Origin of the sequence: Marinobacter maroccanus (assembly GCF_002933275.1) — a bacterium.
GTDB lineage: Bacteria > Pseudomonadota > Gammaproteobacteria > Pseudomonadales > Oleiphilaceae > Marinobacter > Marinobacter maroccanus.
The window spans coordinates 163,486-175,812 of the sequence record NZ_PSSX01000006.1 but is presented as its reverse complement, the minus strand read 5'-3'; the positions used below and the strand labels follow the sequence as shown (position 1 = coordinate 175,812).

Below are 12,327 nucleotides of genomic sequence, written 5' to 3'. Positions count from 1 at the left end.
CACTCAATCTCCTTTCGGCTCTTTCCCGGCAGGCTCTTCAAAGAAGAAGATGCTCACGCCGGTGCGGACCGGATCCCCGGACTCACTGCCAGACTTCTGCCCCGATATATCGCGATCATGGGGGCCGAGCCACTTGTCCAGCTGTTCCAGCAGTGCCTGGGACTGGGCGGCTGCGTGCCTGCGCCAGCGCTCCATCACTTCCGGAGGAATGTTGTTGTAGGTCAGGGTTCTCTGGAACAGCGGTGGCTGTCCGGACTCGTCACTGACCAGATTATGATCAATGGTCGCTATGAGATCTGATACGTCCTCGCCGAATATCTGGAGCATTTCCTCACTGTCTCCGGCCGGAACATAGGCCCTTTGCTGCAGTATCAGTCGGCCCGATTCACCGTCTACCGACACCACGCCTACCCGAAGCAGCTCGTCCAGCACGGCGCGGGGCGGCATATCGCCGCTGTATCGCTTGACCAGTTCGCTGAAACTCCCCGGCCCATCGAATGACAGCATGGCTGGCTCTCCGTCTTTGGCCTGGAAGACCGCATCGTGGACCCAGCCTGATACCACCCGGGACGCCCGGTTGGTATGAAGTACATCGCGGTGCCCAGTATCTTCCCCTGCCAGGATCTCCCGTTGGCGCTTCACTTCCTTGCGGGTCAGCCCGGTCATAACCGCAGCCCGTGAGTCCGTGGGCTTTCGCCGGCCGTCGGTAAAGTCCTCCAGGGCGGCTTCCACGTAGGCACGTTTCACCAGCTCGGAGAACTCCCCGAAGGGAATGCCGTTTCGCAAGAGCAACCTCGCCAGAGGGCGCAGAATGCGAAACAGCGCTTGATGCAGGGGGTTGGACTTTTTCATGTTTGGGATTGTATTCCCATAGCGACTTCGAAAGCCAGGATGCGGGCCGGCAACAGTCCGGCCCGCACCGGCAATTCAATGATCAATCATCATCGTCGTTATTGTCGTCATTATCATCGTCGACTTCGACATCGTCGGTCAGCTCATATTGGCCACCGCTGGTTCGGCGATACTCGATTTCCACTTCGTCACCAACCTGGGCCCCGGACAGGCTGTAGCCATTGCGGAGCACCTCAAGGTTCATGATGGTGATGGAATCAGCTCCGATTGCACTCACCCGTGCCTCGAGTTCGAAATCGTCATCGTCGTCGTCATCCTCACGCTCAATGCTGAGGGCTTCGAGAAATCCGCCCTCGCGGCTGCGCTGGCGGCCTTCAATCTCGAGATAGTCACCCACCTGCAGGCTCTGGATATCCTGGACACGACTGCGACGGTCATCGTCATCATCGTCGTCGTCATCAATCAGGGTATTGCTGGTTAGCTGAACCCGAACGCCACTGACGACCATGGATTCGTTGGCCAGATTAATGGATTCGATACGGCCATCCAGTTCGGCGTCGGACTCCCGGCCCTCAATCTCTTCAGCCACCAGGACGCCGTTGCGGTAATCCCCTTCCACTTTCACAAACAGGCCATCGGCCAGGCTGCTTTCACGGAGATCGTCGAACTCGGTGCCACCGTTAATCTGGACTCTGACCCCATTCACCGAGAACTGACGGCTGACAGCATCGTAGTCGTAGACGCTTCCGGAGATTTCGACGTCGTCATCATCGTCGAACAGGTCATCCTCATCGTCGATTTCCTCGGCCATGAGGGTATTGCCGTTCAGGTAGCCTTCCACTTCCACCACGATTCCGTCTGCCAGGTCATCCAGGGAGAAGTCGTCATCACCGACGGCGCTGGTGTAATCGATCAGGAAACCATTGATGGTGAAGGTCTCGGCGCTTGTATCCAGATTGGCGACAACGCCTTCAATTTCCACCTCGTTGTCGTCATCGAAATCCAGGCCGATGGCACGGGCGCCGACAAAGCTGGCCCGGAAGCTGCCATCTTCAAGGCGCCAGGCGCTGACCCTTACCCGATATCCCTGGGGGTTACCAGCCAAGGTCGTTGGAGTCACGCCACGAAAGACCGTTTTGCCGTCCAATGAGATGCTCTGGCCCAGCATCGTGAGGCTTCCGGTGCGGGTTACATCGTCCCAGCTCATATCGGAAATCGGTCCGCGCAGGGTATCGTCGTAACTGACCCTGTCGGCCCGGCCTTCGCCACGGTCATCCCAGTCGCCCTCAACCTTGAGGATCATGCCTTTTTCGAGCTGATCTTCGCGTTCCAGGCCATCGTCACTGCTAACGCTACCATTGGTTTCAAAGCGAGTGCCGTTAACGTAAACACTGCCGAAGCCGGATACCGCCCCAACACTGGTACCCGATGAGGTGCCACTAGTGGCAGTGTCTCCGGAGCCACCGCCACCACAAGCGGCAAGGGCACCGGCCAGAGCCCCGGTCATGGCCAACTTCACTGCAATTGCTAAAGGTTTGCGATTCATCGTTCTTCTCCAGGCTTGTTATTGCATCGGCGGGCGACAACGTTTTCCACCCGATCATTAATTGGGATATTTTTCCCAATTTGTATTTGGGAATTTAATCCCATTTTTTGAAGCTGTCCAGTTTTTGATCATGAAAATTTTGTGAACTTTATGGAGCGGAAAACGTAAATCTCTGAACAGTCAGCCAAAACAGGTTCATTACTATGCTGGGATTTTTGAAGGGCGATCCGAAGAAAAAACTGCAGAAGGAATACGAGGCGAAGCTCGCCAAGGCACTGGATGCCCAGCGCAATGGCGATCTGAGAACTCACGGAACCCTCATGGAGGAGGCGGAAAAGATCTACGCCGAGATTCAGGCGCTGGAAGAGAAGAAATAAGCGGGGGAGGGTCTACTCCCCCATCAATTGCCGGATGCGCTGATTGAGACGGGTCACTTCCCGACGCATTTCCTCCACCTCGTCGAGCAACTCGAGTGACATGGCGAGGCCGGGCAGGTTCATTTTCAGGTCCCTTTGTAATCTCTGAGCCTTGCGCAATCGGCTCAGGGCTGCGATATCGAACTCCCATTGCCGGGCCTCTGGTGAGTCCTCAAGCGGGGCAATAATCCCGTAGTCCACCAGCTTGATCACGAACTCGGCATGGCACTCGCCACGCTCGCAGATCTCACGCAGGGTGAAGGTGCTTCCATCCTGGTCGAGCACCTCTACCGTCAGAATATGATCCTGCTTGCTCATACCTTTCTCCCGCTTAAACGTGAAGCTTGCTGCGTGGATTGAAGTTCTTCTCTGCCTCTGCCAGTTGCTCGAAGAGCTTCTCGGCTTCCGGGCTGTGTTTTTCGGGCATGGCGATCTGCAGAATGACAATCTGATCGCCCGGATGTTTGCCCGGGAAGCCCTTGCCCTTGAGCCGAAGCTTCCGGCCACTGGTGGAGCCCTTCGGCACTTTTACATTCACCTTTGAGCCTACGGTCGGTATGGTCACCGTTGCACCCAGGGCCGCTTCCCAGGGCGCTATCGGCACAGTTACCAGAACATCCCGACCTTCCACAGCAAAGTGTGGATGCGGCGCAAACTCCACCTCGATGAACAGATCTCCCGGCTCACCACCGCCTACACCTGGCGCGCCCTGGCCTTTGAGGCGGATGTGCTGGCCTTCGCGCATGCCGGCCGGGATCTTCACTTTCAGGGTCTTTTGCCGGGGAATTACCCGGCCATGCTCATCGGCCTCGTGGACCGCGAAAGACACCTGTTTTTCACAGCCGTGAAACGCTTCTTCCAGGAACAGCGCAATCCTGGCGTGCACGTCCTCACCACGCAGTTTCATGTTCTGGCGGAAACCACCACCGAAGCCATCGGAAAAACCGCCCCGGCGGCCACCACCGAAGATCTCCTCGAAGAAATCGCTGAACTGGCGGGCGTCGGCCTCGGTGTAACCCCCGCCACCGAAACCGGCCCCGCTTTGCCAGCCCGGAGGCGGCTCGAAGGAGCCATCCGCCTTCGCGCCGTATTTGCGCAGCTGGTCGTATTCCGCTCGCTTCTCGGGATCTTTCAGTACTTCGTAGGCTTCACCAACCTCTTTGAATCGGGTGTCGGCGTCCTCTTCCTTGCTGACATCCGGATGGTATTTCCGTGCCAGCTTTCGGTAAGCCTTTTTAATCTCCTCGGCGGAGGCAGACTCACTGACACCGAGTACGGCGTAATAGTCTTTGAAGTCCATGGCACTCCTCGTTACTGATCATCAGGCATGATCAATTATTGATCTCTGATACCTATATTTGACGCTGGCAGCGAAAATACAAGCACCCGGTGATGCCCAGTTGCGATAGATCAAACCCGGTGGCACTTGTGGCCGTGCCGACTGTGGTAATTCGTATGGCATCTTGTTCCGGGAAAGGTGACAATTGCCGGTTTTACTCTTTCAACCGGCTTCAGGGAGTGCTTTTTGAGCAGCGAACCAGCCACACGACTCCGGATTTTCCTGATCGAATTCGCATTGGCCCTGGGTGGCTTTGCCATCGGTACCGGGGAGTTCGCCATCATGGGCCTGATGCCCAATGTGTCGCAGGATCTCGGTGTTACCGAACCACAGGTGGGACACCTGATCAGCGCCTACGCGTTGGGGGTTGTGGTGGGCGCGCCGCTGCTGGCAGTGATCGGCGCCCGCTTTTTCAGGCGCCAGTTGCTGATCTGGCTGATGGCTTTCTACGCAGTGGGTAATCTGGCGAGCGCGCTGGCGGATGACTACACGGGGGTCATGATTGCACGATTCGTGGCCGGCCTCCCTCATGGGGCGTATTTCGGCGTAGCCTGCCTGGTGGCGGCGTCCCTGGTACCGGTCCATCAACGGGCGAAAGCGGTCAGCCGCGTCATGATGGGTCTGACTCTGGCGCTGCTGCTGGGCAACCCCATGGCGGCCTGGATGGGGCAGTCGCTGGACTGGCGTTACGTGTATATGTTCGTGGGCCTGATTTCCGTGATCACACTGACCATGGTGATCTCGGTGCTGCCGGTGGATCCGCAGGAACAACGGAAGGGTTCGTTCAGCGAAATCCGGGCTTTCAACCGGGCCGGTATCTGGTTCGCCCTGGCCATCGGCGCCATCGGCTTTTCCGGTATGTTCGCCGTGTTCAGCTACCTGGCGCCCACGCTGCTGGAAGTAACAAAGGTTGAGGAGTACTGGATTCCCCTGGCCCTGGCAGTGTTCGGGCTGGGCGGCTTTACCGGCAATCTGCTCGGTGGCTGGTTGTTCGATCGGTTGGGATTTCGGGCAGTCGGCGTAATTCTTTTGCTGAGCGCCTGCATCCTGCTGGCCTTTCCTTCCACCACCGGCAACCTCCCGGTATTGCTGGTTGCCTGTTTCCTGGTAGCCATGATGGGCGCGTTGGGCCCGGCACTTCAGACCCATCTGATGGATGTAGCCCATGGCGCACAGAACCTGGCGGCGGCTTCGCACCATGCCGCCTTCAATGTCGCCAACGCCCTCGGGCCGTGGCTGGCGGGCATGGCAATCACAGCCGGTTTCGGCTGGTCATCGACGGGCTACGTCGGGGCTACTACAGCAACCCTCGGGCTGCTTATTTTCCTTGCAGCCTGGCGCCATAAGCAAAAAGGCCCCCGCAATGCGGAGGCCAATCAGGTTCCAGTCTCTTAAGCTTACTTGACCTTGGGGTCGAGCTCGCCAGAGGCGTAGCGCTCGAACATGCGCTCAAGGTTAACCGGATTGATCTTGCTGGCGTTGCCGGCACAACCGAAGGCTTCGTAACGTGCAATGCACACTTCGGTCATGGCCTTCATGGTTTCCTTCAGGAATTTGCGCGGGTCGAACTCGGCCGGGTTTTCAGCCAGGAAACGACGGACAGCGCCGGTGCTGGCCAGACGCAGGTCGGTGTCGATGTTGACCTTGCGCACGCCGTGCTTGATGCCCTCAACGATTTCTTCAACCGGTACGCCGTAAGTTTCGGGGATCTCACCACCGTATTCGTTGATGATCTTCAGCCACTCCTGGGGTACGGAGCTGGAGCCGTGCATAACCAGATGGGTGTCCGGGATGCGGGCGTGGATGGCTTTGATCTGGTCGATGGCCAGGATGTCGCCGGTGGGCGGACGGGTAAACTTGTAGGCGCCGTGGCTGGTGCCGATGGCGATGGCCAGGGCGTCCACATGGGTTTTCTTGACGAAGTCCGCCGCTTCCTCCGGGTCGGTCAGCATCTGGCTGTGGTCCAGGGTGCCTTCGGCACCGATGCCGTCTTCTTCACCGGCCTGGCCGGTTTCCAGGGAACCCAGGCAGCCCAGCTCACCTTCTACGGAAACACCACAGGCGTGGGCCATTTCAACGGTGCGACGGGTAACGTCGACGTTGTATTCGTAGTCGGTGGGGGTTTTACCATCTTCACCGAGGGAGCCGTCCATCATCACGGAGCTGAAGCCCAGCTGGATGGAGCGCTGGCACACGGAGGGGCTGGTGCCATGATCCTGGTGCATAACCACCGGGATGTGCGGGAATTCTTCGATGGCCGCCAGGATCAGGTGGCGCAGGAAGGGGGCGCCGGCGTATTTACGGGCACCGGCGGAGGCCTGGACAATCACCGGGGAGTCGGTTTTGTCGGCGGCTTCCATGATGGCGCGCATCTGTTCCAGGTTGTTGACGTTAAAGGCTGGCACACCGTAACCATGCTCGGCGGCGTGATCCAGCATTTGCCGCATCGAAATCAGGGCCATGGGTCGTCTCCTTCGTTTGGACTTTGGGGATAGTTGGATTCTTTCAGTGACTCGTTACGCGCCGCGTTCTTCCAGTACCGCTACTGCCGGGAGCGTTTTGCCTTCGACGAACTCGAGGAAGGCACCACCACCGGTAGAGATGTAGGAGATTTTGTCAGCAACGCCGTACTTGTCAACGGCGGCGACGGTGTCACCACCGCCGGCGAGGGAGAAGGCGTCGCTTTCGGCGATGGCTTCAGCCAGAGCCTTGGTGCCGTTGCCGAACTGGTCGAATTCGAAAACGCCAACCGGGCCGTTCCAGAGGATGGTTTTGGCGTTCTTCAGTACGTCGGCAAACTTGCCGGCGGTTTCCGGACCTACGTCGAGGATCATGTCGTCGTCGCTGACGTCGGCGATATTCTTGGTGGTTGCGGTGGCGGTTTCTGCGAATTCGCTGGCAACAACCACGTCGACCGGCAGCGGGATTTCAACGCGGCTGGCGATTTCTTTGGCGGTGTCGATCAGGTCGTGTTCGCACAGGGATTTGCCGACCGGGTGACCAGCAGCGGCCAGGAAGGTGTTGGCGATGCCGCCGCCCACGATGATGGAGTCGCAAACCTTCTCCAGGGCGTTGAGCACGTCCAGTTTGGTGGAGACTTTGGAGCCACCAACAATGGCCACCACCGGTTTGGCCGGGTTATCCAGGGCTTTGCCCAAGGCATCGAGTTCGGCCGCTAGCAGCGGGCCGGCGCAGGCTTCGGGGGTGAATTTGGCTACGCCGTGGGTGGAGGCCTGGGCGCGGTGGGCGGTGCCGAAGGCGTCCATCACATAGACGTCGCAGAGGGCCGCGTACTTTTTCGCGAGGTCTTCATTGTCTTTCTTTTCGCCTATGTTGAAGCGTACGTTTTCGAACAGGACGACTTCGCCATTGGCCACTTCAACGCCATCCAGATAGTCCTTGATCAGGCGAACTTCCTGGCCCAGCACTTTGGTCAGGTGGTCGGCAACGGGCTTCATGGAGGAAGCTTCGTCGTACACGCCTTCTTCCGGGCGGCCCAGGTGGGACATCAGCATGACTTTGGCGCCGGCGTCTTTAGCGGCCTTGATGGTAGGCAGTGACGCGCGGATGCGGGCGTCGCTGGAGACTTTGCCGTCCTTGACCGGCACGTTCAGGTCTTCGCGGATCAGCACTCGCTTGCCGGCGAGGTTGAGGTCGGTCATTTTCTTGATGGCCATAACAATCTTCCCTATATCTGCATGAACATGGGGTCAGATGAAAGCGTTCATCTGACCCCGTTTTCAATCTTTTCCAGCCAACTGTCGGATTTTCACTGCGTTCAATCCGACCTACGGTAGGTCGGTTCGAGTGCAGCGATAACCGACAATCAGGTTCTGTGTTTCGTCAGCCAGCTACGGCTGACGTCGAGCATCCGGTTCGCGAACCCCCACTCATTATCGAACCAGCACAGCACTTTCACCATGGTGCCCCCGGTTACCCGGGTCTGGCCGCCGTCCACTACGCCGGAATGGGCGTCGTGGTTAAAATCGGAGCTGGCCAGCAGTTCGTCGGTATAGCCGAGTATGCTCTTCAACGGGCCGTAGGCGGCCTCTTTTAACAGGTTGTTCACCGCTGTCACGTCGGTGGCCTTGGCCACATTCACTACCATATCAATGGCCGAGACGTTCATGGTCGGCACCCGCATGGCCACCGAGCTGAATCGGCCTTCCATATTCGGCAACAGGCGTTCGATACCTTTGGCGAGGCCAGTTTCCACCGGAACGATGTTGTGCAGGGCACTGCGGGTTCGGCGCAGGTCCTGGTGGTGGTAGGCGTCGATCACCGGCTGGTCGTTCATGGCGGCGTGGATCGTTGTGGTGCTGCCCTGCTCCACACCAAACGCTTCGTCCAGCACCTTGATCACCGGCACCAGGCAGTTGGTCGTGCAGGAGGCCGCGGCAACAATGGCGTCTTCTGCTGTGAGGTCGGCGTGGTTGACGCCATAGACCACAGTGCGGTCCACGTCGGATTCCGCCGGCTGAGAGAACAGCAAACGCTTGGCACCGGCATCAATGTGTTTTTGCGCTGTGGCCCGATCGGAGAAGGCGCCAGAGCACTCCAGCACCAGATCCACGTCCAGCAGGCCCCATGGCAGATCTGCCGGCTCAGCATGGCGCAAAACCCGGATGGCATCGCCATTGACCATCAGATCCTGGCCCGATACCGAAATGTCACCCTGGAACCGGCCATGGGTGGAATCGTATCGGGTCAGGTGGGCAATGGTGTCAATGTCCGACAGCTCATTAATAGCGACCACCTGCAGGTGGTCGCGGAAGCCGTTTTCATAGAGCGCACGCAACACGCACTGGCCGATTCGGCCGTACCCGTTGATGGCGACACGAAAAGGCGCAGAGTCCGTCATCAGGCGTCCAGCAGCTCGGCAGCCACTTCCAGGACGTTGTCGACGGTGAAGCCGAATTCCTTGAACAGCTCGCCCGCAGGGGCGGACTCACCAAAGGTGGTCATGCCAATGATGCGACCATCCAGGCCAACGTACTTGTACCAATAGTCGGCAATGCCGGCTTCGATGGCGATGCGATTGGTCACGTCCAGCGGCAGAACCTGCTGCTTGTACTCGGCGCTCTGGGCATCGAATACATCGGTGGACGGCATGGAGACCACGCGCACTTTCTTGCCTTGCTCACGCAGGGTGCCGGCAGCGTCCTGGGCCAGGGCCACTTCGGAGCCGGTGGCGATCAGGATCAGGTCCGGTGTGCCTTCGCTGTCGGACAGGATGTAGGCGCCCTTGGCCACATCCGAGAGCTGCTGGGCATCGCGGGGCTGGGCCGGCAGGCCCTGACGGGAGAACACCATGGCTGTCGGACCATCGGTGCGCTCAAGGGCTGCTTTCCAGGCCACTGCAGATTCAACGGTGTCAGCGGGGCGCCACATGCTCATGTTGGGCGTGGTGCGCAGGCTGGCCATCTGCTCGATCGGCTGGTGTGTCGGGCCGTCTTCGCCCAGGCCAATGGAATCGTGGGTGAACACGAAGATGGAACGCTGCTTCATCAGTGCGGCCATGCGCACGGCGTTGCGGCAGTATTCCATGAAGATCAGGAAAGTCGCGCCGTAGGGTACGAAACCGCCGTGCAGGGCGATACCGTTCATGATGGCGGCCATGCCGAACTCGCGAACACCATAGTAGATGTAGTTGCCGCTTGCGTCTTCTTTGGTCAGACCCTTGGTGTCGGACCAGATAGTCAGGTTGGAACCGGCCAGGTCGGCGGAGCCGCCCATCAGTTCCGGCAGCAACGGGCCGTAGGCGTTCAGGGTGTTCTGGGAGGCTTTGCGGGAAGCCACGGTCTCGCCTTTGTCCTGGCATTCCTGGATGTACGCATGGGCCTTCTCGGCGAAATCGGCAGGCAGGTCACCGGCCATGCGGCGTTTGAATTCCGCGGCCAGCTCCGGCTCAGCCTTCTCGTAGGCAGCAAACTTCTGCTCCCACTCGGACTGGGCAGCGGCACCTTTTTCACGGGCATTCCAGGCACTGGCAATGTCGGCCGGGATTTCGAACGGTCCGTGCTGCCAACCCAACTGCTCGCGGGTCAAGGTGATTTCGTCGTCACCCAGGGGGGCGCCGTGACAGCTTTCCTTGCCCTGCTTGTTCGGGGAGCCAAAGCCGATGATGGTCTTGCAGCAGATCAGAGTCGGCTGGTCGGTATTGGCGCGGGCCGCCTCGATGGCAGCGCGGACGGCATCAGAATCGTGGCCATCTACGGCCGGAATCACCTGCCAACCGTAGGACTCGAAACGCTGCGGGGTGTTGTCGGTAAACCAGCCGTCCACTTCACCGTCAATGGAAATGCCGTTGTCGTCATAGAACATGACCAGCTTGCCCAGACCCAGAGTACCGGCAAGAGATGCCACTTCGTGGGAGATGCCTTCCATCAGGCAGCCATCGCCCAAAAACGCGTAGGTGTAATGGTCAACAATCTCGTGGCCCGGACGATTGAACTGCGCCGTCAGGGACTTTTCGGCAATGGCGAAACCAACAGCGTTGGCAATGCCCTGGCCCAGCGGGCCGGTGGTGGTTTCAATGCCCGGGGTGTAGCCATATTCGGGATGGCCCGGGGTCTTGGAGTGCAGCTGACGGAAATTCTTGATGTCGTCGATGGAAACGTCGTAACCGCTCAGGTGCAGCAGGGAATACTGCAGCATGGAGCCGTGACCGTTGGACAGCACGAAGCGGTCACGGTTGGCCCACTGAGGGTTGGCCGGGTTGTGGCTCAGGTAATCGTTCCACAGAACCTCGGCGATATCCGCCATACCCATGGGCGCACCCGGGTGGCCGGACTTGGCTTTCTGAACCGCATCCATGCTCAGCGCGCGAATGGCGTTGGCGAGATCTTTACGAGACGGCATTGACGTTTCTCCAGTGTTTTGCAGGAAAAGAATTCGTAGTGATTAAAGGGCGATCAAAATGAGGCGCGTATTTTCGCCGATTAGTGTGTGCCGGGGCAAATCAGCATGCGCCTGTTTCACGATTGTTTGCCTGTGGATTTCCGAAAGGGCCTGATTTCAAAGAATGATAACTCTATATCAAAATTTTTTGATATGCCTATTGATTGGCCACTCGAAGCACCCTACACTTCGCTCCCATGACATCCATGAACGCACACGCCGATAACCTGTCCTCCGTGGAGGCACTGGCCCCGATCTTCAAAGCAAGCGGGGATCCGTTGCGTCTGGAGATTTTGCGCGTGCTGAGAAGGGATACCTTCGGGGTACTGGAGCTCAGCCAGCTATTTGATATGCGCCAGTCTGGCATGAGCCATCATCTGAAAGTGATGAACAAGGCCGGTCTGCTTGAGCCCCAGCGTGAGGGCAATGCGATTTTCTATCGTCGCCCGCTGCACCTGGACAGCGACAAGCCTACCGACCAGACCATTCGGCAGATATTTGAAGCGGTAGACCGGGTGCCTCTACCGCCGCATCTGCAGGAACGAATCGAAGCCATCCGCACCCAGCGTGCGGATCAGTCCCAGGCCTTCTTTGCTCGCCATGCCGAGCAGTTCCGGGAGCAGCAGGAGCTGATCGCTGCCTTTGATCTTTATGCAGAGCCAGTGGCGGAAATGATCCGCAAGCGGTCCCGCAAACACCGGTGGCAGGCGGCTCTGGAAATCGGCCCCGGCGAAGGCGCCTTCCTGCCAGTGCTGGCCGAGCATTGTGGGCATGTGGTCGCCCTGGATAACAGCCGTGACATGCTGGCCAAGGCAACCCGTACCTGTATTGATGAACGGCTGAACAACATCGACCTGATTGAGGGCGTTACCGACACCCTGCTGGCCCGGGGCGATGCGTTTGACCTGGTGGTTGCCAACATGGTTCTGCACCACGTACCCAGCCCCGCCGACATCTTCCTGGATGCCGCGGCGCTGATGAACAACGGCGGCTGCTTCGTCATCAGCGATCTGTGCAGCCACGACCAGGACTGGGCAAAGGCAAACTGCGGTGATCTCTGGCTGGGTTTTGAACCGGAAGAGCTCACCACCTGGGCAGCGGACGCCGGCCTGGTTGCCGGAGAACAGCTGTTTATCGGCTTGCGCAACGGTTTTCAGATCCAGGTACGCGAATTCTGGAAACACAGCGGCCAGATTTGACGACCTGAATCGCAATATCAACAAATTTTGATATACGGATACGTAGTTTTACGTATCCTTACACAGACCACCAAA

At 58.7% G+C, this 12,327-nt stretch carries 11 protein-coding genes; 3 read left to right on the top strand and 8 right to left on the bottom strand.

The features are described from left to right. Positions 1-3: 3 nt before the first annotated feature. Together KEHDKFFH_RS09515 and KEHDKFFH_RS09510 are read right to left on the bottom strand one after the other, a co-directional pair. On the bottom strand, positions 4-852 hold the full coding sequence (locus KEHDKFFH_RS09515; RefSeq protein WP_104321700.1) for a DUF6502 family protein: 849 nt from the start codon (positions 850-852) through the stop codon (positions 4-6). Positions 853-934: 82 nt separating this feature from the next. After that, positions 935-2,398 carry a DUF5666 domain-containing protein gene (locus KEHDKFFH_RS09510; RefSeq protein ID WP_104321699.1) on the bottom strand — a complete coding sequence of 488 codons (1,464 nt, stop codon included), beginning with the start codon at positions 2,396-2,398 and terminating at the stop codon, positions 935-937. A 203-nt stretch (positions 2,399-2,601) separates the two neighbouring features. Between KEHDKFFH_RS09510 and KEHDKFFH_RS09505 the strand changes: the two genes are divergently transcribed. After that, positions 2,602-2,775 carry a DUF6435 family protein gene (locus tag KEHDKFFH_RS09505; RefSeq protein WP_104321698.1) on the top strand — a complete coding sequence of 58 codons (174 nt, stop codon included), beginning with the start codon at positions 2,602-2,604 and terminating at the stop codon, positions 2,773-2,775. 12 nt (positions 2,776-2,787) lie between these two features. Here KEHDKFFH_RS09505 and KEHDKFFH_RS09500 read toward each other — a convergent pair whose 3' ends face one another. Both KEHDKFFH_RS09500 and KEHDKFFH_RS09495 read right to left on the bottom strand, forming a co-directional pair. Next, on the bottom strand, positions 2,788-3,132 hold the full coding sequence (locus KEHDKFFH_RS09500; protein WP_104321697.1) for a chaperone modulator CbpM: 345 nt from the start codon (positions 3,130-3,132) through the stop codon (positions 2,788-2,790). A 13-nt stretch (positions 3,133-3,145) separates the two neighbouring features. After that, positions 3,146-4,114, bottom strand: a complete 969-nt coding sequence (locus KEHDKFFH_RS09495) for a DnaJ C-terminal domain-containing protein (protein WP_104321696.1) — start codon at positions 4,112-4,114, stop codon at positions 3,146-3,148. 225 nt (positions 4,115-4,339) lie between these two features. On the opposite strand from KEHDKFFH_RS09495, the gene KEHDKFFH_RS09490 reads away from it, so the two are divergent. After that, a complete protein-coding gene (locus tag KEHDKFFH_RS09490) occupies positions 4,340-5,548 on the top strand; it encodes an MFS transporter (RefSeq protein ID WP_241956474.1) in 1,209 nt (402 codons plus the stop codon). Positions 5,549-5,550: 2 nt separating this feature from the next. On the opposite strand, the gene fba is transcribed toward KEHDKFFH_RS09490, so the two are convergent. From fba to tkt, 4 genes are all read right to left on the bottom strand, one after another. Further along, entirely contained in the window at positions 5,551-6,615 is a 1,065-nt protein-coding gene (fba, locus tag KEHDKFFH_RS09485) for a class II fructose-bisphosphate aldolase (RefSeq protein ID WP_104321695.1), read from the bottom strand. Positions 6,616-6,669: 54 nt separating this feature from the next. Then, positions 6,670-7,830 carry a phosphoglycerate kinase gene (locus tag KEHDKFFH_RS09480; RefSeq protein WP_104321694.1) on the bottom strand — a complete coding sequence of 387 codons (1,161 nt, stop codon included), beginning with the start codon at positions 7,828-7,830 and terminating at the stop codon, positions 6,670-6,672. Between the two features lie 149 nt (positions 7,831-7,979). Then, positions 7,980-9,014 (bottom strand): type I glyceraldehyde-3-phosphate dehydrogenase, encoded by a 1,035-nt coding sequence (gene gap / locus KEHDKFFH_RS09475; protein WP_104321693.1) that lies wholly within the window; start codon positions 9,012-9,014, stop codon positions 7,980-7,982. Further along, a complete protein-coding gene (gene tkt / locus KEHDKFFH_RS09470; protein WP_104321692.1) occupies positions 9,014-11,014 on the bottom strand; it encodes a transketolase in 2,001 nt (666 codons plus the stop codon). The genes gap and tkt overlap by 1 nt, the downstream gene beginning before the upstream one ends. A 236-nt stretch (positions 11,015-11,250) precedes the next feature. On the opposite strand from tkt, the gene KEHDKFFH_RS09465 reads away from it, so the two are divergent. Next, positions 11,251-12,252 carry a metalloregulator ArsR/SmtB family transcription factor gene (locus KEHDKFFH_RS09465; protein WP_104321691.1) on the top strand — a complete coding sequence of 334 codons (1,002 nt, stop codon included), beginning with the start codon at positions 11,251-11,253 and terminating at the stop codon, positions 12,250-12,252. Positions 12,253-12,327 lie beyond the last annotated feature (75 nt).